Source organism: Pseudomonas laurylsulfativorans, assembly GCF_002906155.1.
Classification (GTDB): domain Bacteria; phylum Pseudomonadota; class Gammaproteobacteria; order Pseudomonadales; family Pseudomonadaceae; genus Aquipseudomonas; species Aquipseudomonas laurylsulfativorans.
Map to the genome: position 1 here is coordinate 41,273 of NZ_MUJK01000008.1, position 25,837 is coordinate 67,109.

20 protein-coding genes and 1 tRNA gene are annotated in these 25,837 nt (G+C 59.3%); 15 read left to right on the plus strand and 6 right to left on the minus strand.

Going from position 1 to position 25,837, the window contains the following annotated elements; all coding sequences use genetic code 11:
* Positions 1–98 precede the first annotated feature (98 nt).
* The 7 genes from apaG to B0D71_RS22180 all read left to right on the plus strand — a co-directional run bounded on the left by apaG (position 99) and on the right by B0D71_RS22180 (position 8,271).
* Entirely contained in the window at positions 99–479 is a 381-nt protein-coding gene (gene apaG, locus B0D71_RS22150; protein ID WP_007980214.1) for a Co2+/Mg2+ efflux protein ApaG, read from the plus strand.
* A complete protein-coding gene (locus tag B0D71_RS22155; RefSeq protein ID WP_103396626.1) occupies positions 479–1,360 on the plus strand; it encodes a symmetrical bis(5'-nucleosyl)-tetraphosphatase in 882 nt (293 codons plus the stop codon). Before apaG ends, B0D71_RS22155 begins: the two co-directional genes overlap by 1 nt.
* A gap of 33 nt (positions 1,361–1,393) precedes the next feature.
* The gene (glpE, locus tag B0D71_RS22160) at positions 1,394–1,723 is read left to right on the plus strand and encodes a thiosulfate sulfurtransferase GlpE (protein ID WP_007982657.1); all 330 of its coding nucleotides are present in this window, start codon (positions 1,394–1,396) and stop codon (positions 1,721–1,723) included.
* Positions 1,724–2,020: 297 nt separating this feature from the next.
* Positions 2,021–3,943, plus strand: coding sequence for a PrkA family serine protein kinase (locus B0D71_RS22165; RefSeq protein WP_053162938.1), 1,923 nt, complete (start codon positions 2,021–2,023; stop codon positions 3,941–3,943).
* Between the two features lie 204 nt (positions 3,944–4,147).
* The gene (locus B0D71_RS22170) at positions 4,148–5,419 is read left to right on the plus strand and encodes a YeaH/YhbH family protein (protein WP_085727806.1); all 1,272 of its coding nucleotides are present in this window, start codon (positions 4,148–4,150) and stop codon (positions 5,417–5,419) included.
* Positions 5,416–6,978 (plus strand): SpoVR family protein, encoded by a 1,563-nt coding sequence (locus B0D71_RS22175; protein ID WP_103396627.1) that lies wholly within the window; start codon positions 5,416–5,418, stop codon positions 6,976–6,978. The genes B0D71_RS22170 and B0D71_RS22175 overlap by 4 nt, the downstream gene beginning before the upstream one ends.
* 63 nt (positions 6,979–7,041) lie before the next feature.
* Positions 7,042–8,271, plus strand: a complete 1,230-nt coding sequence (locus tag B0D71_RS22180; protein WP_103396628.1) for a multifunctional CCA addition/repair protein — start codon at positions 7,042–7,044, stop codon at positions 8,269–8,271.
* An 80-nt stretch (positions 8,272–8,351) separates the two neighbouring features.
* Here the strand turns inward: B0D71_RS22180 and folK are convergent, their stop codons facing one another.
* Positions 8,352–8,870, minus strand: coding sequence for a 2-amino-4-hydroxy-6-hydroxymethyldihydropteridine diphosphokinase (folK, locus tag B0D71_RS22185; RefSeq protein WP_103396629.1), 519 nt, complete (start codon positions 8,868–8,870; stop codon positions 8,352–8,354).
* The gene (gene folB / locus B0D71_RS22190; protein ID WP_008051601.1) at positions 8,861–9,217 is read right to left on the minus strand and encodes a dihydroneopterin aldolase; all 357 of its coding nucleotides are present in this window, start codon (positions 9,215–9,217) and stop codon (positions 8,861–8,863) included. Before folB ends, folK begins: the two co-directional genes overlap by 10 nt.
* A 74-nt stretch (positions 9,218–9,291) precedes the next feature.
* Between folB and plsY the strand changes: the two genes are divergently transcribed.
* Positions 9,292–9,861 (plus strand): glycerol-3-phosphate 1-O-acyltransferase PlsY, encoded by a 570-nt coding sequence (gene plsY, locus B0D71_RS22195; RefSeq protein WP_007993197.1) that lies wholly within the window; start codon positions 9,292–9,294, stop codon positions 9,859–9,861.
* A 23-nt stretch (positions 9,862–9,884) separates the two neighbouring features.
* Here plsY and tsaD read toward each other — a convergent pair whose 3' ends face one another.
* Positions 9,885–10,910, minus strand: coding sequence for a tRNA (adenosine(37)-N6)-threonylcarbamoyltransferase complex transferase subunit TsaD (tsaD, locus tag B0D71_RS22200; RefSeq protein WP_103396630.1), 1,026 nt, complete (start codon positions 10,908–10,910; stop codon positions 9,885–9,887).
* 199 nt (positions 10,911–11,109) lie between these two features.
* On the opposite strand from tsaD, the gene rpsU reads away from it, so the two are divergent.
* From rpsU to B0D71_RS22230, 5 genes are all read left to right on the plus strand, one after another.
* Positions 11,110–11,325, plus strand: a complete 216-nt coding sequence (rpsU, locus tag B0D71_RS22205) for a 30S ribosomal protein S21 (RefSeq protein WP_002551877.1) — start codon at positions 11,110–11,112, stop codon at positions 11,323–11,325.
* A 481-nt stretch (positions 11,326–11,806) separates the two neighbouring features.
* Complete coding sequence (gene dnaG / locus B0D71_RS22210; protein WP_103396766.1) at positions 11,807–13,774, plus strand: DNA primase; 1,968 nt, start codon at positions 11,807–11,809, stop codon at positions 13,772–13,774.
* 67 nt (positions 13,775–13,841) lie between these two features.
* Positions 13,842–15,689, plus strand: coding sequence for an RNA polymerase sigma factor RpoD (rpoD, locus tag B0D71_RS22220; RefSeq protein WP_103396631.1), 1,848 nt, complete (start codon positions 13,842–13,844; stop codon positions 15,687–15,689).
* Positions 15,690–15,813: 124 nt separating this feature from the next.
* Complete coding sequence (locus B0D71_RS22225) at positions 15,814–19,560, plus strand: EAL domain-containing protein (protein WP_103396632.1); 3,747 nt, start codon at positions 15,814–15,816, stop codon at positions 19,558–19,560.
* Positions 19,561–19,575: 15 nt separating this feature from the next.
* A tRNA-Ile gene (locus B0D71_RS22230) sits at positions 19,576–19,652 on the plus strand.
* A gap of 75 nt (positions 19,653–19,727) precedes the next feature.
* On the opposite strand, the gene B0D71_RS22235 is transcribed toward B0D71_RS22230, so the two are convergent.
* The 3 genes from B0D71_RS22235 to B0D71_RS22245 all read right to left on the minus strand — a co-directional run bounded on the left by B0D71_RS22235 (position 19,728) and on the right by B0D71_RS22245 (position 23,284).
* Positions 19,728–20,021, minus strand: a complete 294-nt coding sequence (locus B0D71_RS22235; RefSeq protein ID WP_103396633.1) for an XRE family transcriptional regulator — start codon at positions 20,019–20,021, stop codon at positions 19,728–19,730.
* 63 nt (positions 20,022–20,084) lie between these two features.
* Positions 20,085–20,726, minus strand: coding sequence for a peptidase M41 (locus B0D71_RS22240; protein ID WP_103396634.1), 642 nt, complete (start codon positions 20,724–20,726; stop codon positions 20,085–20,087).
* 203 nt (positions 20,727–20,929) lie between these two features.
* Positions 20,930–23,284: a glucose/quinate/shikimate family membrane-bound PQQ-dependent dehydrogenase gene (locus tag B0D71_RS22245; protein WP_103396635.1), complete on the minus strand. Its 2,355-nt coding sequence runs from the start codon at positions 23,282–23,284 to the stop codon at positions 20,930–20,932.
* Between the two features lie 186 nt (positions 23,285–23,470).
* On the opposite strand from B0D71_RS22245, the gene B0D71_RS22250 reads away from it, so the two are divergent.
* Both B0D71_RS22250 and B0D71_RS22255 read left to right on the plus strand, forming a co-directional pair.
* Entirely contained in the window at positions 23,471–23,932 is a 462-nt protein-coding gene (locus tag B0D71_RS22250; protein WP_046029956.1) for an Lrp/AsnC family transcriptional regulator, read from the plus strand.
* A 221-nt stretch (positions 23,933–24,153) separates the two neighbouring features.
* The gene (locus B0D71_RS22255) at positions 24,154–25,836 is read left to right on the plus strand and encodes a flavin monoamine oxidase family protein (RefSeq protein WP_103396636.1); all 1,683 of its coding nucleotides are present in this window, start codon (positions 24,154–24,156) and stop codon (positions 25,834–25,836) included.
* Position 25,837: the final 1 nt, after the last annotated feature.

Below are 25,837 nucleotides of genomic sequence, written 5' to 3' on the forward strand. Positions count from 1 at the left end.
GGGTAGGACGCCACTCTGGTCTACTACCCGATACTTGGCCTAGACTGAACTCCATCAGCTACGCCCCGCTTCCCGCTTCGTTTTTAAGGCCCCTTTGCATGTCCGATCCTCGCTATCAGGTCGACGTCAGCGTCGTCACTCGCTATCTGGCAGAACAATCGCAACCCGAGCACGATCGCTTTGCCTTCGCCTACACCATCACCGTGCAAAACAATGGTGAAATGCCCGCCAAACTGCTTTCACGGCACTGGGTCATCACCGACGGTGACGGGCATGTCGAAGAAGTGCGCGGCGCAGGCGTAGTCGGCCAGCAACCATTGATCGACCCAGGCAAGAGCCATACCTACAGCAGCGGCACGGTCATGACCACCAAGGTCGGCACCATGCAAGGTACTTATCAGATGCTTTCCGACGACGGCAAACACTTCGATGCCATCATTGCGCCCTTCCGCCTGGCGGTGCCCGGAGCCCTGCACTGATGGCAACGTATGCTGTCGGCGACCTGCAAGGCTGCCTTCAGGCCCTGCAATGCCTGCTCAAACAAGTGGCGTTCGACCCTCAACGGGATCGCCTGTGGCTGGTGGGCGACCTGGTCAACCGCGGCCCGCAGTCGCTGGAGACCCTGCGCTTCCTCTATAGCATCCGCGAATCGCTGGTGTGCGTGCTCGGCAACCACGACCTGCACCTGCTGGCGGCCGGACGCAACATCGAACGCCTGAAGAAGGCCGACACCCTGCGCGAGATCATTGAAGCGCCCGATAGCGCCGAACTGCTCGAATGGCTGCGCCAGCAAAAGCTCATGCACTACGACGAACAGCGCAACGTTGCACTGGTCCATGCCGGCATTCCACCGCAGTGGTCGCTGCGCAAAGCCTTGAAATGTGCCGCCGAAGTCGAGACCGCCTTGCGTGACGACAACCTGTTGCCGCCCTACCTCGATGGCATGTACGGCAACGACCCGGCGAAATGGGACAACGACCTCAAAGGCGTGACTCGCCTGCGGGTGATCACCAACTATTTCACGCGCATGCGCTTTTGCACCGCCGAAGGCAAACTCGATCTCAAGAGCAAGGAAGGTCTCGATACCGCACCACCTGGCTACAAGCCCTGGTTCCAGCACAAGGAACGCAAGACCAAGGATGTGAAAATCATCTTCGGTCACTGGGCTGCGCTGGAAGGTAACGTCCATGAGGCGGGCATCTCGGCCCTCGACACCGGCTGCGTCTGGGGCGGCGCCCTGACCCTGATGAACGTTGACAGCTTTGAGCGCTTGTCCTGCAAATGCGACGAACACGGTCATGCCGTGCCGCCAGTCGCCTCATCCATTTCCCAAACATCGCCAGCCAGCGCTCCGCGCTAGACTGCCCATTCAGCCGAGCCACAGGAGCCCGCCATGAGCGAATTCAAACGTATCCCCCCGGAACAGGCCCAGGCCCTGCGCGAACAAGGCGCAGTGGTGGTCGACGTCCGCGACCCGGCCACTTTTGCCGCCCTGCACATCGCAGGCTCGAAGCATCTGGACAATCATTCCCTGCACGCTTTCATCCAGGGCGCCGATCTCGATGCGCCGACCGTAGTGGTCTGCTATCACGGCAATTCCAGCCAGGGTGCCGCCGCCTACCTAATCAGCCAGGGCTTCTCCGACGTCTACAGCATGGATGGCGGATTCGAGTTGTGGCGTACGACCTACCCTGCGGAAACAGCACAAGGCACTTCCGAATAATTTTTTTGTAACGTTGCAGGCCCCGGCTCCCGCGGGCTAGCGCGGTGGCAGACGAACGGTCTGCCACAACTAATTACGTATCTCGCCTTTACCTCCCGAATTCCCAACTATCCTTAAGCCCAGGCCATCCAAAACAGGGGAGAGCCGGTACACCGGCGCACGGGTCATCGGGAGTAGCTTTCGGAGTCGTCAGCTCCGGGAGAGTTCTGGGGGGTAAACAGCAATCGCCTGTACGGTTGCTGCCAGCATCGACTGAGTGATCCGGCGTCGGCTCCACGTATCGAGCGAGGTGACGTCATGAGTATCTTTAGCCACTTCCAACAACGTTTCGAGTCCACACGCCAGGAAGAACTCTCACTGCAAGAGTATCTTGAGCTGTGCAAAAAGGACCGCAGCGCCTACGTTTCCGCCGCCGAGCGTCTGCTGCTGGCCATCGGTGAACCGGAACTGCTCGACACCTCGACCAACTCGAGACTGTCGCGCATTTTCTCCAACAAGGTCATTCGCCGCTATCCGGCCTTTGAAGACTTCCACGGGATGGAAGAATGCATCGACCAGATCGTGTCGTATTTCCGCCACGCCGCTCAAGGCCTGGAAGAGAAGAAACAGATCCTTTACCTGCTCGGCCCTGTCGGTGGCGGTAAATCGTCCCTGGCCGAAAAACTGAAACAACTGATAGAAAAAGTGCCCTTCTATGCCATCAAGGGCTCGCCGGTGTTCGAGTCCCCCCTGGGTCTGTTCAACTCCACTGAAGATGGAGCGATCCTCGAGGAAGACTTTGGCATTCCACGGCGCTACCTCAACACCATCATGTCGCCATGGGCAACCAAACGCCTGGCCGAATTCGGTGGCGACATCAGTCAGTTCCGTGTGGTGAAACTCTACCCGTCGATCCTCAACCAGATTGCCGTCGCCAAGACCGAACCCGGTGACGAAAACAACCAGGACATCTCGGCGCTGGTGGGCAAGGTCGATATCCGCAAACTGGAGGAGTTCCCGCAGAACGACGCCGACGCCTACAGCTACTCGGGCGCCCTGTGCCGGGCCAACCAGGGTCTGATGGAATTCGTGGAGATGTTCAAGGCACCGATCAAGGTGCTGCACCCACTGCTGACCGCCACCCAGGAAGGTAACTACAACAGTACCGAAGGTCTCGGCGCGATTCCGTTCACAGGGATCCTGCTGGCGCACTCCAACGAATCGGAGTGGCACACCTTCCGCAACAACAAGAACAACGAAGCCTTCATCGACCGGATCTACATCGTCAAAGTGCCGTATTGCCTGCGGGTCAGTGACGAAGTGAAAATCTACGACAAGCTGCTGTTCAACAGTTCGCTGGCCAAGGCGCATTGCGCGCCGGATACCCTGAAGATGCTGGCCCAGTTCACCGTGCTCTCTCGCCTCAAGGAGCCGGAAAACTCCAACATCTACTCGAAGATGCGCGTGTACGACGGCGAGAACCTCAAGGATACCGACCCGAAAGCCAAGTCGATCCAGGAATACCGCGACAACGCCGGTGTCGACGAAGGCATGAACGGTCTCTCCACCCGCTTCGCGTTCAAGATCCTGTCGAAGGTGTTCAACTTCGACCCGCACGAAATCGCCGCCAACCCGGTGCACTTGCTCTACGTGTTGGAACAACAGATCGAACAGGAACAGTTCCAGGCCGAGACCCGCGAACGCTATCTGCGCTTCCTCAAGGAGTACCTGGCACCGCGCTACATCGAATTCATCGGCAAGGAGATCCAGACCGCCTACCTCGAGTCCTATAGCGAGTACGGCCAGAACATCTTCGATCGTTATGTGCTGTACGCCGACTTCTGGATCCAGGACCAGGAATACCGCGATCCGGAAACCGGCGAAATCCTCAACCGCGTAGCCCTGAACGAAGAACTGGAGAAAATCGAAAAACCGGCCGGCATCAGCAATCCGAAGGATTTCCGCAACGAAATCGTCAACTTCGTCCTGCGTGCCCGGGCCAACAACAACGGCAAGAATCCGACCTGGCTCAGCTACGAAAAACTGCGGGTGGTCATCGAGAAGAAAATGTTCTCCAACACCGAGGACCTGCTGCCAGTCATCAGCTTCAATGCCAAGGCCAGCAAAGAGGACCAGCAGAAACACAACGACTTCGTCACACGGATGGTCGAGCGGGGCTACACCGACAAACAGGTACGACTGCTGTCCGAGTGGTACCTGCGGGTCAGAAAATCACAATAACCCGCTGCCGGTCAGACCGGTTGTCGTCAGCCAGAGACCTGTGTGCGCTTTTTCTGTTACACAGGCCTCTGGAAGGTGTTCGAAAGTCGGTAGCGAGTTCAGGCAGCATCCAAAGCGCTTGGGGGAGCGTTCAATATCCCTCGGCTCTCGGTTCGATGCTGTATCACCGCTCGCCCCTTTCAGGACAGCTTCTAAGGAGCAGTCATGAGCTATGTGATCGACCGACGTCTCAATGGCAAGAACAAGAGCACGGTAAACCGCCAGCGGTTTCTGCGACGCTACCGTGATCACATTAAAAAGGCTGTCGAAGAGGCGGTCAGCCGGCGCTCCATTACCGATATGGAACACGGCGAACAAATCAGCATTCCCGGCCGCGACATCGACGAGCCGGTGCTCCACCACGGTCGCGGCGGCAAGCAAACAGTCGTACACCCGGGCAACAAGGAATTCACCAGCGGCGAACATATTGCCCGCCCGCCGGGAGGAGGCGGCGGTCGAGGCCCCGGCAAGGCCGGCAATTCCGGCGAAGGGATGGACGAGTTTGTCTTCCAGATCACCCAGGAAGAATTCCTCGAATTCATGTTCGAGGATCTTGAGCTGCCAAACCTGGTCAAGCGCAACCTGACCGGTACCGACACCTTCAAGACCGTACGTGCCGGGATCAGCAGCGAGGGCAACCCGTCGCGGATCAACATCATCCGCACCTTGCGTTCAGCCCACGCCCGGCGGATCGCACTGTCCGGCAGCAGCCGGGCAAAACTGCGCGAAGCCAAGGAAGAACTTCTGCGACTCAAGCAGGAAGAACCGGACAACTTCGGCGATATTCAGAAAATCGAAGAAGAAATCGAAAAACTCAGTGCGCGCATTAATCGCATCCCGTTCCTCGACACCTTCGACCTCAAGTACAACCTGCTCATCAAACAACCCAATCCCAGCTCCAAGGCCGTGATGTTCTGCCTGATGGACGTGTCTGGCTCGATGACCCAGGCGACCAAGGACATCGCCAAGCGCTTCTTTATCCTGCTGTACCTGTTTCTCAAGCGTAACTACGACAAGATCGACGTCGTATTCATTCGCCATCACACCAGCGCCCGCGAAGTGGATGAAGAGGAGTTTTTCTACTCCCGGGAGACCGGTGGCACCATCGTTTCCAGCGCCTTGAAACTGATGCAGGAGATCATGGCCGAACGTTATCCGAGCAATGAGTGGAACATCTACGCCGCCCAGGCCTCCGACGGTGACAACTGGAACGACGACTCTCCGATCTGCCGCGACATCCTGATCAACCAGATCATGCCATTCGTGCAGTACTACACTTACGTTGAGATCACCCCGCGCGAACACCAGGCCCTGTGGTTCGAATACGAGCGCATCGCCGAAGCCTTTTCCGACACGTTTGCCCAGCAACAACTGGTCTCGGCCGGGGATATCTATCCGGTCTTCCGTGAACTCTTCCAGCGCAGGTTAGTGACATGACCGCCAAAGAGCAGAAGCGCCAACCCATTTCCACCGGCTCCGAATGGACGTTCGAGCTGATCCAGGCGTACGACCGCGAAATCAGTCGTATTGCGGCCGGTTATGCCCTCGATACGTACCCTAACCAGATCGAAGTGATCACCGCCGAGCAGATGATGGACGCCTACGCCTCGGTCGGTATGCCGCTGGGTTATCACCACTGGTCCTACGGCAAGCATTTCCTAAGTACTGAAAAATCCTATACCCGCGGCCAAATGGGGCTGGCGTACGAGATCGTGATCAACTCCGACCCGTGCATCGCCTACCTGATGGAAGAAAACACCATCTGCATGCAGGCGCTGGTGGTGGCCCACGCCTGCTACGGGCACAACAGCTTTTTCAAAGGCAATTACCTGTTCCGCACCTGGACCGACGCCAGCTCGATCATTGATTACCTGGTGTTTGCCAAGCAGTACATCATGCAATGCGAAGAACGACACGGTATCGACGCGGTTGAGGACCTGCTCGACTCCTGCCATGCGCTGATGAACTATGGTGTCGACCGCTACAAACGCCCTTATCCGATCTCCGCGGAAGAAGAACGCCGTCGGCAAAAGGACCGGGAGGAGCATTTACAGAAACAGATCAACGATCTGTGGCGCACCATTCCCAAGGGCGCGGACAAGTACAGCGACAAGGACAACGCTCGCTTCCCCGCCGAACCTCAGGAAAACATCCTGTATTTCATCGAAAAACATGCGCCGCTGCTGGAGCCATGGCAGCGGGAAATCGTGCGCATCGTGCGCAAGATCGCCCAGTATTTTTATCCACAGCGCCAGACTCAGGTGATGAACGAGGGTTGGGCCACGTTCTGGCACTACACCCTGATGAACGACCTGTACGACGAGGGCCTGGTCACCGACGGCTTCATGATGGAGTTCCTGACGTCCCACACCAGCGTGGTATTCCAGCCTGGCTTCGATAGCCCTTACTACAGCGGCATCAACCCCTACGCCCTGGGTTTTGCCATGTACCGAGACATCCGTCGCATGTGCGAGGAGCCAACGGAAGAAGATCGCCGCTGGTTTCCTGACATTGCCGGTACCGACTGGCTGGCAGCCATCAAGTTCGCCATGAGCAGCTTCAAGGATGAGAGCTTCATCCTGCAGTACCTGTCACCCAAGGTGATCCGTGATCTGAAGCTGTTCAGCATTCTCGATGACGACCAGAAGGACGACCTGCTGGTGCCCGCCATTCACGACGAAGGTGGCTACCGCATCATCCGTGAAACCCTCGCGGCGCAGTACAACCTGGGCAATCGCGAACCCAACGTGCAGATCTACAGCATCGACCGGCGTGGTGACCGTTCCTTGACCCTGCGTCACCAGCAACACGACCGCAAACCGCTAGGGGACTCGACCGAAGAAGTACTCAAACACCTGCACCGCCTCTGGGGTTTCGACATTCACCTGGAAACCCTGCAAGGGGAAACCGTGATGAAAACCCACCATGTGCCGCCCAGAAGCGAGCACAGCGAAGGTGATTACGGGCGCCTGGACCTGGCTGTCATCCATCTTTGATCCGGTTTGTGCCTCCGGAAGCTCGATGCAACGGTTATCCTGTCGAGCTAACGGAGGTTTTTTATGCGTATTTATAAAGTCGGCGGTGCAGTTCGCGATCGCCTGCTGGGTAAACCGGTTACCGATATCGACTGGGTCGTGGTCGGCGCCACCACCGAAGAAATGCTCGCCAAGGGCTTCCGCCCGGTGGGCGCGGACTTCCCGGTGTTCCTTCATCCAAAGAGCGGTGAGGAATACGCCCTCGCCCGCACCGAACGTAAAAGCGGGCGTGGTTACGGCGGGTTCACTTTTCACGCCAACCCTGAAGTCACCCTCGAAGAAGACTTGATTCGTCGCGACCTGACCATCAATGCCATGGCCGAAGACGATCAGCAGAACCTGACCGACCCGTACCACGGCCAGCGCGATCTCGAAGCTCGCCTGCTTCGCCATGTTTCCCCGGCATTTGCCGAAGATCCCCTCCGCGTCCTGCGTGTTGCCCGCTTTGCGGCGCGTTATGCTGCGCTGGGCTTTACCGTCGCCCCGGAAACCCTGGAACTGATGCGCCAACTCAGCGAGTCAGGCGAGCTTGAGGCGCTGACCCCGGAGCGCAGCTGGAAGGAAATTTCCCGCGCCTTGATGGAAGATCAGCCACAGGTATTCGTTGAGGTTTTGCGCGCCTGCGGCGCCCTCAAGGTGCTGATGCCCGAGGTAGACGCGCTGTTTGGCGTACCACAACCCCCGGCCCATCACCCGGAAATCGATACTGGTGCACACACCCTGAGCGTTTTGCAGCAAGCCGCCACACACAAACAACCACTGACAGTGCGCTGGGCTTGCCTGCTGCACGATCTGGGCAAAGGCCTGACGCCAGAGGAAGAATGGCCGCGACACATTGCCCACGAGTTCAAAGGCCTGAAGCTGATCAAAGCGGTCAATGAACGCTTCAAGGTGCCGAGGGACTGCCAGGAGCTGGCGCTGCTGGTGGGCGAATATCACACCCATGGCCATCGCGCCCTGGAACTCAAGCCATCGACGCTGCTGGAGTTACTGCAGAGCTTCGACGTTTACCGTCGGCCACAGCGCTTCGAAGAATTCATCGCCGCATGCGAAATGGATGCGCGTGGACGCAAAGGGCTGGAATCGAAAAATTATCCACAAGCTGATTATTTGCGCGGCGCAGCAACTGCGGCCCGCAGCGTGGCGGTTCAGCCGTTGCTGGAGAAAGGATTCAAGGGACCGGAGTTGGGTGAGGCGATCAAGCGTGAGCGACTAAAGGCCTTGAAAGCCTACAAAGAGACGGCGTCTACCTGAAAAGCTTCGCGAGCAAGCCCGCTCCCACAAAGTTAGCGAAAACCTGTGGGAGCGGGCTGCTCGCGAAGAGGCCTGTCAGATCACAACAAATCTGAAGGTGTCAGTTGCTCACCGCGCCACTCGAAAGCCACTGGCGCCAGCACCTGATCAATCTGCGCTTCACTCCACAAGGTCGCAAAGCTCTTGCCTACGCCCGGGTGCACTCGATCCGGCGCTATCAACGACAATGGCCACAGTACGAACGCATTTTTCAGAATTTCTGCCCGAGGCAAGACCAGGCCATCGAAGTTGCCCACCAGATCACCGAACAACAACACGTCGATATCCAGAGGTAATCCTCGGCGATCCGGCGCATATCGGCCGTTATCCGCCTCGATGAACTTCAATCGACGATCAAGCTCAATCAGCGGCAGATCAGTGTATGCCGACACCACGAAATTGAAGAACGGCCCGCTCTTGATGCCCACCGGCTGACTTTCGAACACCGCCGAACAGCGGATATCGACAAGAAACGCCGCCAATGCATTGAGCCCCGCCTGCAAATGGGTTTCACGCTCGATATTGCTACCAAGCCCGAGGTAAACCTGAGTCAGCGACATCCGCGCTCGATCTCCACACCTACACCGCCGGTGGCAGCCGGGACCGCGCCAGGCTTGGTCAGCTTCAGGCGCATCCAGGTGATCTTGAATTCGCTCATCAGTACTTCAACCAGGCGCTCAGCGAAGGTTTCGACCAGCTGGAATTGCGCCTGCTCGGCAAATGCCTGAATGCGCGAGGAAACACTGGCGTAGTCGAGCGCCAGGGTCAGGTCATCACCGGCTGCGGCCGGGCGATTATCCCAAGCGAAGCTCAGATCAAGACGCAAGCACTGTCGGATGCCTCGTTCCCAGTCGTAGGCACCAATCACCGTGTCGACTTCCAGGCCCTCGATAAACACTCTGTCCAAGCACTTCTCTCCGCTACACGACAAGGGCGCAATGCGCCGTTAGAATCAGGGCTTCCTCACCCGGAATAGTTAGCATGTTTTGGTTACTGGCGATCCTCGCCTACCTGCTCGGCTCTCTGTCCTTTGCCATTTTGCTCAGCCGCCTGACCGGTAACCCCGATCCGCGAATGAGTGGCTCAGGCAATGCCGGCGCCACCAACATGCTGCGCCTGGCCGGCAAGAAACTCGCCATCCTGACCCTGCTCGGCGACCTTTGCAAAGGCCTGCTGCCGGTACTGATTGCGCGTCTTGCAGGTCTTTCCCAGCAGGAGCAGGCCTGGATCGGCGTCTATGCCGTTATCGGCCATCTGTTTCCGTTGTACTTCCGCTTTCGCGGCGGCAAGGGTGTCGCCACCGCTGCCGGCATGTTGCTGGGCCTGTATCCGCCTGCAGCCCTTCTGGCCGTCTGCGCCTGGCTCCTGACGTTCTACCTGACCCGCACCAGCTCCCTGGCCGCCCTGATCGCCACACCGCTGACCCTGCCGTTGCTGGCTTGGCAAGAGCCGGCTGCCCTGCTGCCCATGAGCACGCTCACCGGGCTGATCGTCTGGCGTCATCGCGGCAATCTACGCGACCTGTTCGCCGGGCGCGAACGGCATTTCTAGCGACCGGACATGAGCGCCGCTCATCACAACGCCGACAACTGCTCCATCGGCCAGCGTGCCTGCACACTGATCGCCAGACTTTCCTGCTGGCCGGCTTGCAAGCGCTGGCAGCCGGCAAAGGCGATCATTGCGCCGTTATCGGTGCAGAACTGCGGACGGGCATAAAACACATCACCCTTCATATCGCCGAGCATTTTTTCCAGGGAAGTGCGCAACGCCTTGTTGGCACTGACCCCTCCGGCGATCACCAGGCGCTTCATGCCGGCAGCCTTCAGGGCACGCTTGCACTTGATGGTCAAAGTCTCCACCACGGCTTGCTGGAACGCCAGCGCGATGTCGCATTGGGCTTGCTCGCCGTCGTCCCCAGCGTTGACGCACTGTTGCCAGGTGTTCAACGCAAAGGTTTTCAGGCCACTGAAGCTGAAATCCAGGCCCGGACGGTCGCACATCGGACGCGGGAAGACGAAACGTCCTGCAACGCCCTGCTCTGCTAGGCGCGCGATCTCCGGTCCACCCGGATAATTGAGCCCCATCATCTTCGCCGTCTTGTCGAAAGCTTCGCCGGCAGCGTCATCCAGGGTCTCACCCAAGAGCGTGTACTGACCAATTCCGTCGACCTGAACCAGTTGCGTATGGCCACCGGACACTAACAAAGCGACGAACGGAAATTCTGGCGGTTGCGACTCCAGCATCGGCGCCAGCAAGTGGCCTTCCATGTGATGCACGCCGAGGGCCGGAATGCCCCAGGCAAAGGCCAGTGCCTGAGCACAGGAAGCCCCTACCAGCAAGGCACCGACCAGGCCAGGACCCGCGGTGTAGGCGATTGCATCGATCTCGGTCGGCACGCAGTCGGCCTCGGCCAACACCTGACGAATCAAGGGCAGCATGCGTTTGACGTGATCGCGCGAAGCCAGCTCCGGCACCACGCCACCATAGGCGCGGTGCAGGTCGATCTGACTGAACAGCGCGTCGGCCAGCAGGCCGCGTTCACTGTCATATAATGCGACACCAGTTTCGTCGCAGGAGGTTTCTAATCCCAGTACTAGCATGGGTTTGCGCCTTGTTTAGGCTGAATTCGAAGGCGCGCATAATAGTCGTCGCGTGATGCCCCGACCAGCGGTTTTCGATCAGAGGCTTTGCATTCCGAGCGTTGAGGGGTTAACATCCGCAACCCTTAAAAACCGACGTCTTCAAGTGCTCTTTTGCCGCGAGGATGTTGACCCCGGTAATGAATGAAGGTAGCTCTGGATGCCAGCCGTCAAAGTAAAAGAGAACGAACCCTTCGACGTAGCTCTGCGTCGTTTCAAGCGCTCCTGCGAAAAAGCCGGTGTACTGGCTGAAGTTCGTAGCCGCGAATTTTACGAGAAGCCAACTTCTGAGCGTAAGCGCAAAGCAGCAGCCGCTGTTAAGCGTCACGCCAAGAAAGTTCAGCGCGAACAGCGCCGCGCCGTTCGTCTGTACTAATACACAGACGATCGTAGCAAGCTTCTGCCAAGCCCGGCCCTCAGCCGGGCTTATGGCATTTGCGTAAAACGCTTGATGCTTCACCGTCAACGCCGCAGACGCGACCGAGACAAATCTGCTTTACCGCGTCAGACCTGGCTTTTTTGCCAGCAGTGCACGTCTTTTCTGACGAGCCTTTCAAGGCTACTGACGAGCACACCCACTGATTCCTCTCACGACGATCAGCCCAAGGCACCTGCTTGCGTGCCAAATGATGAGCTATCCGAGGCCTGCTACTGGCCGCAGCCGGATTCAGCGCAACACATTCGAACCGTCGAATACTGATTGGCATTAACGTCAGTGGATTTTCGGCAGATACACTTCCCGACAGCGATTACGCAGACGACACTGGTCGAGCCGCACACTTTGCGCGCCTCAAGCAATGACCGCGTTCGGTCGCCGTACGTTTCGGGTCCCATTCAGCGCAGATGACGAGAACGCCATGGCCGGGCTAATTCCCCAGAGCTTCATTGACGACCTTCTGAACCGCACCGACATCGTCGACGTGGTCAGCTCGCGCCTGCAACTGAAAAAAGCCGGCAAGAACCACACTGCCTGTTGCCCGTTCCATAAAGAAAAGACTCCGTCGTTCAGCGTCAGCCCCGACAAGCAGTTTTATTACTGCTTCGGCTGCGGCGCTGGCGGCAACGCCCTCGGCTTCATCATGGACCACGACAACCTGGATTTCGTCCAGGCTGTCGAAGAACTGGCCAAAGCCGCCGGCATGGAAATCCCCCGCGAAGAAAGCGGCCGCCCGCACAAGCCGCGGCAGCCGACCGATTCGCCGCTGTACCCGCTACTCAGCGCCGCCGCCGACTTTTATCGCCAGGCCTTGAAAAGCCATCCATCGCGCAAGGCCGCCGTGGACTACCTGAAAGGTCGCGGGCTGACCGGCGAAATCGCCCGGGACTTCGGCCTGGGCTTTGCACCGCCTGGCTGGGACAACCTGTTCAAGCACTTGAGCAGCGATACCCTGCAACAAAAAGCCATGATCGATGCCGGCCTGCTGATCGAAAACGCCGAAAGTGGCAAACGTTACGACCGTTTCCGCGACCGAGTGATGTTCCCGATCCGCGACAGCCGCGGGCGCGTCATTGCCTTTGGCGGCCGGGTATTGGGCGACGACAAGCCGAAGTACCTGAACTCCCCGGAAACCCCGGTATTCCACAAGGGCCAGGAACTCTACGGCCTGTACGAAGCGCGCAAGACCAACCGCAACCTCGACGAGATCATCGTCGTCGAAGGCTACATGGACGTCATCGCCCTGGCCCAGCAAGGCCTGCGCAATGCCGTCGCAACCCTCGGCACCGCCACCAGCGAGGAGCACCTCAAGCGACTGTTTCGTGTCGTACCGAGCGTGCTGTTCTGCTTCGACGGCGATCAGGCCGGTCGCAATGCTGCATGGCGGGCACTGGAGGCGACGCTTTCGAGCTTGCAGGACGGTCGTCGCGCACGCTTTCTGTTCCTGCCCGAAGGCGAGGATCCGGACACATTGGTCCGCTCCGAAGGCACCGACGCCTTCCGCGCACGGATCAACCAGCATGCACAGCCTCTGGCCGATTACTTCTTCCAGCAATTGACGGAAGAAGCCGATCCTCGCTCACTCGAGGGCAAGGCCCACATGGCCACCCTCGCCGCGCCATTGATCGACAAAGTCCCGGGCGCCAACCTGCGCACCTTGATGCGTCAGCGCCTGAGCGAAATCACCGGCCTGAGCGGCGAAGCGGTGAGCCAGCTGGCACAAAGCGCCCCACCGGAAGCACCACCGGCCTACGACCCGGGCATCGATTACGACGCAATGCCCGATTACAGCGACTATCATCAGCCGCAGGCACAGGAAATGTATGTGCCGCAGCAGGAATGGACGCCGAAGAAACCCGGTGCAGGAGGCAAGAAATGGGACAAGAAACCCTGGGACAAAAATGGCAAGCGGGGCGGCGATCGTGATCAACCCCGCGCGCCACGGGTGCCCGCCGCCGTAGAACCGCCGACCCTCGCCGCCTTGCGCACGCTGCTGCATCACCCGCAACTGGCCGAAAAAGTCGAGGATGCCGGGCACTTCGCCGCTGAGGATCACACCAACACCCAATTGTTGGTGGCGCTACTCGAAGCCGTGCAGAAGAATCCCAAGCTAAACTCAATTCAGCTGATTGCCCGCTGGCACGGCACAGAGCAAGGTCGCCTGCTCAAGGCCCTGGCGGAAAAGGAATGGCTGATTGATGGAGATAACCTTGAACAACAGTTTTTCGACACCATTACTAGCTTGTCAGCCCGCCAACGCGAGCGAAACCTGGAACAACTTCTTAGAAAAGCACGTCAAAGCGAATTGACCAGCGAAGAGAAAAATCAACTGCGCGACCTCTTGAGTCGCAATGTTTCCGCATCAAACCCGACCTCAACTGGCGCGTGAGGTCATAGCTCAGGTATAATCCTCGGCTTGTTTTTTGCCCGCCAAGACCTTCAGTGGATAGGGTGTTATGTCCGGAAAAGCGCAACAGCAGTCTCGTATCAAAGAGTTGATCACACTTGGTCGTGAGCAGGGCTACCTGACTTACGCGGAGGTCAACGACCACCTGCCGGAGGATATTTCAGATCCGGAACAGGTGGAAGACATCATCCGCATGATCAATGACATGGGGATCAACGTATTCGAGGTTGCGCCAGATAAGGATTCCCTTATGCTGGCCGACGCCGATACCGACGAAGCCGCAGCCGAAGAGGCCGCTGCAGCGTTGGCTGCGGTCGAGACCGACATTGGTCGCACTACCGACCCGGTGCGCATGTACATGCGCGAAATGGGTACGGTGGAGCTCCTCACTCGTGAAGGCGAAATTGAAATCGCCAAGCGTATTGAAGAGGGCATCCGTGAAGTGATGAGCGCAATCGCGCACTTCCCTGGCACGGTTGATCATATTCTCTCCGAGTACACCCGCGTCACCACCGAAGGTGGTCGCCTGTCCGACGTCCTGAGCGGTTATATCGACCCGGACGACGGCATCGCGCCGCCTGCGGCAGAAGTGCCGCCGCCGATCGACGCCAAAGCCGTGAAAGCGGATGACGCTGACGACGACGAAGACGGTGAAGCCTCGGATGACGAGGAAGAAGCCGAAAGCGGTCCGGATCCGATCATCGCTGCACAGCGTTTTGGCGCTGTGGCCGATCAGATGGAAATCACCCGCAAGGCGCTGAAAAAGCACGGTCGCAACAACAAGGCAGCGATTGCCGAGCTGTTGGCCCTGGCCGAGCTGTTCATGCCGATCAAACTGGTGCCGAAGCAATTCGAAGGCCTGGTCGAGCGTGTTCGCAGCGCCCTGGATCGCCTGCGTCAGCAAGAGCGCGCAATCATGCAGCTCTGCGTTCGTGATGCGCGCATGCCGCGTGCAGACTTCCTGCGCCAGTTCCCGGGCAACGAAGTCGACGAAAGCTGGAGTGATGCCCTGGCCAAAGGCAAAGGCAAATACGCTGAAGCCATTGGTCGTCTGCAACCGGACATCCTCCGTTGCCAGCAGAAGCTGACCGCGCTGGAAACCGAAACCGGTTTGACCATCGCTGAAATCAAGGACATCAACCGTCGCATGTCGATCGGCGAGGCCAAGGCCCGCCGCGCGAAGAAAGAGATGGTTGAAGCCAACTTGCGTCTGGTGATCTCGATTGCCAAGAAGTACACCAACCGTGGCCTGCAATTCCTCGATCTGATCCAGGAAGGCAACATTGGCTTGATGAAAGCGGTAGACAAGTTCGAATACCGTCGCGGCTACAAATTCTCGACTTATGCCACCTGGTGGATCCGTCAGGCGATCACTCGCTCGATCGCCGACCAGGCCCGCACCATCCGTATTCCGGTGCACATGATCGAGACGATCAACAAGCTCAACCGCATTTCCCGGCAGATGCTGCAGGAAATGGGTCGCGAACCGACCCCGGAAGAGCTGGGCGAACGCATGGAAATGCCTGAGGACAAGATCCGCAAGGTATTGAAGATCGCTAAAGAGCCGATCTCCATGGAAACCCCGATCGGTGATGACGAAGACTCCCATCTGGGTGACTTCATCGAAGACTCGACCATGCAGTCGCCAATCGATGTTGCAACCGTTGAGAGCCTTAAAGAAGCGACTCGCGAAGTGCTGTCCGGTCTCACTGCCCGTGAAGCCAAGGTACTGCGCATGCGCTTCGGTATCGACATGAATACCGACCACACCCTCGAGGAGGTTGGTAAGCAGTTCGACGTGACCCGTGAGCGGATTCGTCAGATCGAAGCCAAGGCGCTGCGCAAGCTGCGCCACCCGACGAGAAGCGAGCATCTGCGCTCTTTCCTCGACGAGTGATACCAGAACCCCCGGCCCAGGCCGGGGGTTTTGTTTTATGGCAGATTAATATCGCTGCACCTCCCCCTCCGCCCCGTAGCCCGTCTACACTCGAAACATTCCCCCGAGCCATAACGAGACCGTTATGCCCAGACTGCCGACCGTGCTTTTTTTGCTGTCGCTGATGACCTGGACCGCAACGGCTGGCGCGCTGACTCTCACAGACGATGAACGTAGCTGGCTGGCGGCTCACCCGGACTTGCGCCTGGGTGTGGATGCGTCGTGGCCGCCTTTCGAATTTCGTGACGATGAGGGCCGCTACCAGGGCCTTGCCGCGGATTACATCGAAGTTATCCGCAAAAGGCTGGCGACCCGGCTCACGCCCATCGAACCGGTGAGCTGGACCGTCGTCCTGGAGCAAGCCAAAAAGGGCAAAATTGACCTGCTGCCGGGCATCATGTCGACCCCGGAACGCCAGAAATACCTGTCGTTCACACGCCCCTACCTGGATTTTCCGATTGTCATCCTGGCCCATGTCGGGGGCCCGCAGCCACATAACCTGAAAGACCTGTACGGCCTGAAAATCGCCGTGGTGGAAAACTACGCCCCCCACGAACTGCTACGCACCCACCATCCCGACTTGAACCTGGTGGCGATGCCCAACGTCAGTTCGGCGCTGCAGGCGCTGGCCACCGACGAAGTAGACGCCGTGGTAGGCGATCTGGCTTCCAGCGTCTGGAGCCTGCGACAACTCAAGCTCGATGGGTTGTATGTCAGCGGTGAAACGCCCTATCGCTATCAACTGGCCATGGGTGTACCCCGCGACAACAAGATGCTGGTCGGCATTCTCGACAAAGTCCTGGCGGACATGAGCCCCGCTGAAATCAGCGCCATTCAGGAGCATTGGGTCGGCAACGTCCTCGATCATCGAACTTTCTGGAATGATCTGCTGGTATATGGCCTGCCCGGATTGCTACTGCTGACTATCGTGCTGGGGGTGGTCATTCGCATCAACCGCCGCTTGAGTTCGGAAATCGCCCGCCGGGTCGATCTTGAACAGGAACTGCGCAGCAGCGAGTACCACTACCGCGGTCTGGTGGAGAGCCTGTCGGCCATCGCCTGGGAAGCAAAAGTCACCGACTACACCTACAGCTATGTATCGCCCCACGCCGAAGACCTTCTCGGTTATCCCCTGTCCCACTGGCTGATTCCGGGCTTCTGGCGCAACATCATTCACCCCGCCGACCTGATCCGCGCCCAGACATTCTGCGATCACGAAGTGCTGGCCGGGCGCGATCACAGCCTCGATTACCGGGTGATCACTGCCGACGGCCGCTGCCTGTGGGTACGCGATATCGTCAGCCTGATCGAACATGGGCATGAGCCGGTGATGCGCGGGCTGATGATCGACATCACCGAGGCCAAGCGCACTGAAGAAGCCCTGCGCCTGTCGGAACAAAAATTCGCGTCCGTGTTCCAGCAATGCCCTGACATTCTGGTGATCGCGCGCCTGAGCGACGGTTGCCTGCTGGAGGTCAACGAAGCGTTTGAAGAGCAGATCGGCCTCAAGGCCGAGGACGTCATTGGCCTGACCGCCACCGACCTGAACATCTGGGGAATTCCCGGCGTTGGACCCGGCCTGCTGCAACGCTTGCAGGCCGGCAGCATCCGCAACCTGGAAATGCCCTTTCGTCGCAGCAACGGCCAGGTGTTTACCGGCCTGATCTCCGCCGAACCCTTTGACCTCGACATGACACCGGCGCTGGTGGTCGTGGTGCGGGACATCACCCAGCTCAAGGAAACCCAGCAGCAACTGCAAACATCCGAAGAAAAGTTCGCCAAGGCCTTCCACGCGTCCCCCGACGGATTGCTGCTGTCGCGGCAAAGTGACGGTTTGCTGCTGGAAGTTAACGAGGGCTTCAGCCGCATCACCGGATTCAACAGCGCCATGTCGGTGGATCGTTCGGTGCTGGAACTGGGGATCTGGGTCAACCTCAATGAACGCAAGCAAATGCTCGACCTGCTGCAACGGGACGGTTTTGTCCGCGACTTCAGCTGCCATATCCGCCGCAGCGACGGGCAGATCCGCCTCTGCGAAGTATCCAGCCGTCCGCTGCCCATTGGCGATGACGACTGCATGTTGACCATCGCCCGGGACATCACCGAGCGCCACCTGATGCAGGAAAAACTGCAACAGGCCGCCACCGTGTTCGAAAGCACCGCCGAAGGCGTGTTGATCACCGACACCCAACAGCACATCAGCGCGGTCAACCGGGCCTTCACTGAGATCACCGGTTACAGCGAAAGCGAAGCGCTGGGGCACACACCGCGCCTGCTCGCCTCAGGCCTGCATGACAGCGCGTTCTACGCGGCCATGTGGCATCAATTGACTGCCGAAGGTCATTGGCAGGGCGAAATTTCCAATCGGCGCAAGAATGGCGAGCTTTACCCAAGCTGGCTGACCATCAGTGCCGTGCGCAACCGCGACATGTTCATCACCCACTTTGTCGCGGTGTTCGCCGACATATCCAGCCTCAAGCATGCCCAGGCCAAACTCGATTACCAGGCGCACCACGACCCGCTGACCGGCCTGCCAAACCGCACGCTGTTCGAAAGCCGCCTGCTGACGGCGCTCACCAGCCAGCAGGAACATGGCGGCCAGGGCGCCGTGCTATTTCTCGACCTTGACCGCTTCAAGCACATCAACGACAGCCTCGGCCACCCGGTCGGCGACCTGCTGCTCAAGGGCATTGCCGTACGTCTGCGCGAGCAACTGCGTGACATCGACACCGTGGCGCGCCTGGGCGGTGACGAGTTCATTATCCTGCTGCCGGGCCTGCAACAACCCACTGATGCCGACAACATCGCCACCAAACTGCTCAATTGTTTCGCCGCGCCATTCCAGGCCGGCGAACACGAGTTTTTCATCAGCGCCAGCATCGGCACCAGCCTCTATCCGAAGGATGGCTGCGACGTTGCCACACTGATCAAGAACGCCGACGCCGCGATGTACCGATCCAAGGCCAAGGGCCGTAACCGCGTCGAAAGCTACACCCGCGACCTCACCGCCCAGGCCAGCGAACGCGTTGCACTGGAACACGAACTGCGCCGCGCCATCGAACGCAACGAGTTGCACCTGTGCTACCAACCGAAAATCAGCCTCGAAGACTACAGCCTGGTCGGCGCCGAAGCCCTCATCCGCTGGCGCCATCCAACCTTTGGCGACGTGCCGCGGGAACACTTCATCCCGCTGGCTGAAGAAAACGGCATGATCCTGCAAATCGGTGACTGGGTCCTGGAAACCGCCTGCCGGCAGATGGCCGAATGGCACCGGCTGTACGACAGTCCCGGCCCGCTGTCGGTCAACCTTGCAGGCGCCCAATTGCGCCAGCCCAACCTGCTCGGCCGTATCGAGCAGCTGCTCAAGGACAACGGCCTCAACCCAGGTTTCCTGCAACTGGAAATCACCGAAAACTTCATCATGAGCCAGGCCGAAGAAGCGCTGGCGGTGCTGCATCAACTCAAACATCTGGGTGTGCAACTGGCCATCGATGACTTCGGCACTGGTTACTCGTCATTGAGTTACCTCAAGCGCCTGCCGCTGGACATCCTCAAGATCGACCAGTCCTTCGTCCGCGGCCTACCGGACGATCCCCACGATGCGGCGATCGTACGCGCCATCATCGCCCTCGGTCGCAGCATGCAATTCACCGTGATTGCCGAAGGTGTCGAGACCCAGGCACAGCAGCAATTCCTGGCCTATGAGGGCTGTGAGCAGATCCAGGGCTACATCGTCAGCCTGCCCCTGCCCCCCGAGGAATTTGCCGCGACGTTCCTTCGTACAACTGTAATGGCTTTTTCGGATAGCACAGCCGCGAAACCGTCGCTATAATCCGCGACCTACTGAGGGCCTATAGCTCAGTTGGTTAGAGCAGAGGACTCATAATCCTTTGGTCCACGGTTCAAGTCCGTGTGGGCCCACCAAACAAGAAAGCCGCGCAATGCGCGGCTTTTTCGTGTCTGGATAGCCCGAAACAGTAGAGCCATTTTTTTAATCGTTCAGTTGGCAAAGTTTTCAATCTTTACCTGGCCCTCGGGGAAGGTGGCGATGATTTCCAACTCGCCACCCATGGCGCGGATGTAATTGCGCAAAGTACTGATGTACATGTCCGTTCGCCGCTCCATCTTGGCGATCGCCGCCTGGTTGACATGCAGTGTCCTGGCCAGTGTGTCCTGACTCAACGCTTGTGCCTGGCGCAACTCGTGCAGCGGCATTTGTGCTCGTAGCTTCTGATGCAGGGCCTCAACACGCGCTTGAGTGAGCTTGTAGGAGCGAGCTCGCGAAGGAACCACAGGCGAGGGTGGATATCTGGTTTTTCGCGTTATCGTTCACGGCCTTCGCGAGCAAGCTCGCTCCTACAATGAATGGGGTTCTCCGCGCCTCAACGGCCACATCCGCTCAAGTATCTCGCCCGTCAACACAACCTCATAGGTATCCGCCGGCCTGCCCCACTGCTCCACTAGCACCAAACGATCCACGAGTGCCGCGCCCAATGCGGTAATGGTTTCAGCCAACGCCTCGACCATTTCCTGAGTCCGCAACCACAGGCGATCATTGATCGTTCTCAGCTCGGCAGTGATGCTGTCGGAGGACTCGGGATTCGTGGTGGCATAGGTGATGTTGCGCAGCAGGTGCCGCAACTCTCTGAGTTTTGCATCATCCCGTTCTGCCCCGTAAGCCCCATTGAGGATGGCGGTCGCTTTCGACATATCGACGCATCTTTCGCCGGAGGGTGCTGATGGCAATGTCTGCGCCATTGCACCTGCAAAAAGCACCATCATCCGGGCTTCCAGGTAGGCCTTCATGGCCTCCATCGACGAAATGGGCTGCACCAGGTTGATGGTCGCGCCGCCTTTATGCCTCAGGTCCTTGGAAACTGTCAGGGTCACGCCGCCCGTTTCAAATCCCAGGGCGCGGGCCACGACGTAGTGGCCCATTTCGTGTTGGGCGATCTGCAATGCACGGTCGCGTACTGCGGTAGGTAGCTTTGTTGTCATGCCCTTCGCCTCGCACCCTCGACTGCCTCAATCCTAGCCGACGCCACGCAACGGCGTAACGCTGAGTAGTCAAGGCATCAGGCAGCCTCTGTAGGAGCGAGCTCGCTCGCGATGAACTCAAGTACGACGCGTTTATTCAGCAAGTACGCATGATCGTTAACGTCCATCGCGAGCAAGCTCGCTCCTACAACGGTCGCAGTGCCTTAATCAGGCAAAGCGTAGGCAATCACATAATCCCCACGATCGGTCGACTGACGCGCACCACCCACCGTCAGCAGGATGTACTGCTTGCCGGTTTTCGGCGAAACGTAAGTCATCGGCCCGGACTGGCTGCCCACCGGCAAACGCGATTTCCAGATTTCGTTGCCGTTGCCGGTGTCGAAGGCCCGCAGGTAGAAGTCCTGGGTGCCGGCGAAGAACAGCAGGCCCGACTGGGTGGCCAGCGATGCGCCGAGGGTCGGCATGCCGATCGGGATCGGCAGGTGCATGCGGATGCCCAGCGGGCCAGTGTCCTGCACGGTACCGACCGGGACTTGCCACATCAGTTTGTGGGTCTTGAGGTCAATGGCCGACATGGTGCCGAACGGTGGTTTCTGGCACGGGATGCCCACCGCCGAGAGGAAGCGCTCGCGCATGGCGCCGAACGGCGTGCCTTCCTGTGGCACCACGCCCATTTCAATACCGCTGGCCCCGGCGCCGATCTTGTCGCGCGGGATCATGTAGTTGGCCAAGCCCAGGCGCATGTCGTTGACGAACATGTAGTGGGTGTTCGGATCGACCGAGACGCTGCCCCAGTTCATGCCGCCCAACGAGCCCGGGAATTGCAGGGCGCGGTCCATGCCCGGCGGGGTGTAGACGCCTTCGTGACGCATGCCTTTGAACTGGATGCGGCACATCAGCTGGTCGAACGGCGTGGCGCCCCACATGTCGGACTCGGTCAGGGTCTTGTTGCCGATTGACGGCATATCCACCGAGAACGGCTGGGTTGGCGAGTAGTGTTCGCCAGGCACATGGCCCTGGGGCACCGGACGCTCTTCAACGCGAGCGATCGGTACGCCGGTTTCACGGTTGAGCAAGAAGATCTCGCCCTGTTTGGTCACTTGCGCCAGCGCGGGTTGGGTGCCGCCCTTGTCATCCGGCACGTCGTAGAGCAACGGTTGCGCCGGCAGGTCGAAGTCCCACAGATCGTTGTGGGTGGTCTGGAAGTGCCAGCGCACGTGGCCGCTCTTCACGTCGATGGCGACGACGGACGAGTTCCACTTGTTGTCCATCTCGGTGCGCTGACCGCCAAAGAAGTCTGGGGTCGCGTTGCCGGTTGGCAGGTAGACCAGACCGAGCTTGGCGTCGTAGGACATCGCCGACCAGACGTTCGGCGTACCGCGGGTATAAGTCTCACCGGCCGGTGGGCGTTTGGTGGTGTTCGGATTGCCCGGATCCCACGCCCAGACCAGCTCACCACTGCGCACGTCGTAGGCACGGACCACGCCCGGCGGTTCGCCGGTGGAGTAGTTATCGGCCACGCGGCCACCAACGATCACTACTTCACCTGCGACCAATGGGGTCGAGGTTTGTTGGTAGTAACCGGGCTTCACTTCGCCCATGTCAGTGGTCAGGTCGACGGTGCCTTTGTTGCCGAATTCTTCGCAAGGCTTGCCGGTGTCGGCATTGATGGCGATCAGGCGTGCATCGCCGGTCGGCAGAAACAGACGTTTCGTACAGGCGGTTGGCTGACTGTCCGAAGACGCCGGGGTTTCGGAATAGCCCAGACCACGGCAGCGCTGCCAGTTGGGCGCGGTGCCTTGCGGGTCGAACTTCCAGCGCTGGGCGCCGGTGTCGGCATCCAGGGCAAAGACTTTGCCGTAGGCGGTGCAGGTGTAGACCGTGTCACCGATTTGCAGCGGGGTGTTCTGGTCTTCGGCGCCGGCGCCGGTGCTTTGCGGGATGTCGCCAGTGCGGAAGGTCCACGCGACCTGCAATTTGCCGATATTGCCCTTGTTGATCTGGTCCAGCGCGGCAAAGCGATTGCCGGCGGTGGTGTTGCCCCAGTGGGCCCAGTCTTTTTGTTCGGTGCCCGGAGTGACCGGCGTTACCGCAGGTTCGGTGGAGGCCTTGACCACGTGGGTCGGGACGAACATGTAGGCCATTGTTGCGACCACACCGACGCCAAGAATACCGGCCAAACCGTAAGCACCACGCCCGCCGGTCGCGCCCGAAGCGCGGACCAGCGTCGGGTAGATCAACGCTACAACCAGACCGATCACCGCGAAGGTCAGTACTCGCGAGACCAGCGGCCAGTACTCAAGGCCCGTATCCCAAACGGCCCAGATTGCCGTGAGGACCAACGCCACACCATACAGCCAGGCACCGAGCGGCTTGCGCCGGGCGATCATCAGCCCGGACGCCAGCATGGCCAGGCCCATCAACAGGAAGTACCAGCTACCGCCGAGCGCGATCAGATAACCGCCACCACCGGCCAGACCGAGCCCGATCAGTGCAATCAGCACGCCCAGCCCCGCCAGCAACCATTTGCTGCCGGCGGCAGCCCCAGAATTATTCATGTCGGACACTTTCCCCATTTGTGACAAGCGCGGAATAATGTACTACCTAGTTACTTATGGCAATTTGTCGCAGGCAAAAATGTCATGAACGGTACTAAGGCTAGATCAAATATCCGCCGCGAGCGCTGTGCCGGATGTGCCTGTAACATGCTTGGCCATTGATCCGTACCGTTGGAGACAGCCCCTTTGCCTGACATTCGCCCACCCGTTCTCGACGAAATTGACCGCCAGTTGATCGCGGCCCTGCAGATCAACGCCCGCGAGAGTGTGGCCATGCTCGCCCGGCAACTGGGCATCGCCCGCACCACGGTCACGTCGCGCCTGGCGCGGCTGGAAAAGGCCAAAGTGATCACCGGCTACGGCGTGCGCCTCGGGCAGCGGGTGGTGGATGGCGGGTTGCAGGCGTATGTGGGGATTACCGTGCAACCTCGTTCCGGCAAGGAAGTGTTGCGACGGTTAAGCGCGATGGCACAGGTGCAGCAGTTGTGTGCGGTGAGTGGCGAATTTGATTATGTGGCGTGGCTGCGTACTGACTCGCCAGAGCAGTTGGATCAGTTGCTGGATCAGATTGGCAGTGTGGACGGGGTGGAGAAGACCACGACGTCGATCATCTTGAGTAGCAAGATTGATCGGGGGCAGCCGGTTTGAGTTTCTGCCTGTAGTTTTTTGGTGCCAGAGCTGGCCTCTTCGCGGACAAGCCCGCTCCCACAGTGGTCAGTGTGTATTGATAGAACGTCATAATGATCAAACAAATGGCAAAACGACGACACTTTGCGTCTTATTAACGTGTTCTGTGCTCTCTAGAATGGCTGGCATCTTTTCCTATACTCAGATGCGCATTCCGCGTCGGGTCGCCAGCAAGGTCAGCCATGAACAAGAACAATCGCCATCCTGCAGACGGTAAGAAACCAGTCACCATTTTCGGTCCGGACTTTCCTTTCGCCTTCGACGACTGGATCGAACACCCGGCCGGCCTGGGCAGCATTCCCGAGCACAATCACGGTGCCGAAGTGGCGATTGTCGGCGGCGGGATCGCCGGCCTGGTGGCGGCATATGAGCTGATGAAGCTGGGCCTGAAACCGGTCGTCTACGAAGCCTCGAAAATGGGCGGCCGCCTGCGCTCCCAGGCGTTCAATGGCGCCGAAGGCATCGTTGCCGAACTGGGTGGGATGCGCTTCCCGGTGTCGTCCACCGCGTTCTATCACTACGTCGACAAACTCGGCCTGGAAACCAAACCTTTCCCCAACCCGCTGACACCCGCATCGGGCAGTACGGTGATCGACCTCGAAGGCCAGACCCATTACGCACAGAAGCTGTCGGACCTTCCCGCACTGTTCCAGGAAGTGGCTGATGCCTGGGCCGATGCCCTGGAAGCCGGTTCGCAGTTCTCCGATATCCAGCAAGCCATTCGCGACCGCGACGTGCCGCGCCTCAAGGAACTGTGGAACACCCTGGTACCGCTGTGGGACGACCGCACCTTCTACGACTTCGTCGCCACCTCCAAGGCCTTCGCCAAGTTGTCGTTCCATCACCGCGAAGTGTTCGGCCAGGTCGGTTTCGGTACTGGCGGCTGGGACTCGGACTTCCCGAACTCAATGCTGGAAATCTTCCGCGTTGTCATGACCAACTGCGACGATCACCAGCATCTGGTGGTCGGCGGCGTGGAACAGGTGCCACAGGGCATCTGGCGCCATGTACCGGAGCGTTGCGCGCACTGGCCGGCCGGCACCAGCCTCAGCTCGCTGCACAACGGCGCACCGCGCACCGGCGTGAAGAAGATCGCCCACGCACCGGGCGGCCGTTTCGCCGTCACCGACAACTGGGGCGACACCCGCGAATACGCAGCCGTGCTGACCACCTGCCAGAGCTGGCTGCTGACCACTCAGATCGAATGCGACGAAAGCCTGTTCTCGCAAAAGATGTGGATGGCTTTGGACCGCACCCGCTACATGCAGTCGTCGAAAACCTTCGTGATGGTCGACCGCCCGTTCTGGAAGGACAAAGACCCGGAAACCGGCCGCGACCTGATGAGCATGACCCTCACCGATCGCCTGACCCGCGGCACCTACCTGTTCGACAACGGCGACGACAAGCCGGGGGTGATTTGCCTGTCGTACTCGTGGATGAGCGACGCGCTGAAAATGCTCCCGCAGCCGGTGGAAAAACGCGTGAAACTGGCGCTGGACGCGTTGAAGAAGATCTACCCGAAAGTCGACATCGCCGCGCGGATCATCGGCGATCCGATCACCGTTTCGTGGGAAGCCGACCCGCATTTCCTCGGCGCGTTCAAAGGCGCCCTGCCCGGCCACTATCGCTACAACCAGCGCATGTACGCGCACTTCATGCAGGACGACATGCCTGCCGAGCAGCGCGGGATTTTCATTGCCGGTGACGATGTTTCGTGGACCCCGGCCTGGGTCGAGGGCGCGGTGCAGACTTCGCTCAACGCAGTATGGGGCATCATGAAACACTTCGGCGGTGCAACTCACGCCGAGAATCCGGGTCCAGGAGATGTGTTCAACGAGATCGGACCGATCGCCCTGCCCGAGTAAG

Excerpts from the sequence above, each read along its gene's own strand:
- apaG (WP_007980214.1), top strand. The coding sequence starts at position 99 with ATGTCCGATCCTCGCTATCAGGTCGACGTCAGCGTCGTCACTCGCTAT.
- B0D71_RS22155 (WP_103396626.1), top strand. The coding sequence starts at position 479 with ATGGCAACGTATGCTGTCGGCGACCTGCAAGGCTGCCTTCAGGCCCTG.
- glpE (WP_007982657.1), top strand. The coding sequence starts at position 1,394 with ATGAGCGAATTCAAACGTATCCCCCCGGAACAGGCCCAGGCCCTGCGC.
- B0D71_RS22165 (WP_053162938.1), top strand. The coding sequence starts at position 2,021 with ATGAGTATCTTTAGCCACTTCCAACAACGTTTCGAGTCCACACGCCAG.
- B0D71_RS22170 (WP_085727806.1), top strand. The coding sequence starts at position 4,148 with ATGAGCTATGTGATCGACCGACGTCTCAATGGCAAGAACAAGAGCACG.
- B0D71_RS22175 (WP_103396627.1), top strand. The coding sequence starts at position 5,416 with ATGACCGCCAAAGAGCAGAAGCGCCAACCCATTTCCACCGGCTCCGAA.
- B0D71_RS22180 (WP_103396628.1), top strand. The coding sequence starts at position 7,042 with ATGCGTATTTATAAAGTCGGCGGTGCAGTTCGCGATCGCCTGCTGGGT.
- folK (WP_103396629.1), bottom strand. The coding sequence starts at position 8,870 with ATGTCGCTGACTCAGGTTTACCTCGGGCTTGGTAGCAATATCGAGCGT.
- plsY (WP_007993197.1), top strand. The coding sequence starts at position 9,292 with ATGTTTTGGTTACTGGCGATCCTCGCCTACCTGCTCGGCTCTCTGTCC.
- tsaD (WP_103396630.1), bottom strand. The coding sequence starts at position 10,910 with ATGCTAGTACTGGGATTAGAAACCTCCTGCGACGAAACTGGTGTCGCA.
- rpsU (WP_002551877.1), top strand. The coding sequence starts at position 11,110 with ATGCCAGCCGTCAAAGTAAAAGAGAACGAACCCTTCGACGTAGCTCTG.
- dnaG (WP_103396766.1), top strand. The coding sequence starts at position 11,807 with ATGGCCGGGCTAATTCCCCAGAGCTTCATTGACGACCTTCTGAACCGC.
- rpoD (WP_103396631.1), top strand. The coding sequence starts at position 13,842 with ATGTCCGGAAAAGCGCAACAGCAGTCTCGTATCAAAGAGTTGATCACA.
- B0D71_RS22225 (WP_103396632.1), top strand. The coding sequence starts at position 15,814 with ATGCCCAGACTGCCGACCGTGCTTTTTTTGCTGTCGCTGATGACCTGG.
- B0D71_RS22240 (WP_103396634.1), bottom strand. The coding sequence starts at position 20,726 with ATGACAACAAAGCTACCTACCGCAGTACGCGACCGTGCATTGCAGATC.
- B0D71_RS22245 (WP_103396635.1), bottom strand. The coding sequence starts at position 23,284 with ATGAATAATTCTGGGGCTGCCGCCGGCAGCAAATGGTTGCTGGCGGGG.
- B0D71_RS22255 (WP_103396636.1), top strand. The coding sequence starts at position 24,154 with ATGAACAAGAACAATCGCCATCCTGCAGACGGTAAGAAACCAGTCACC.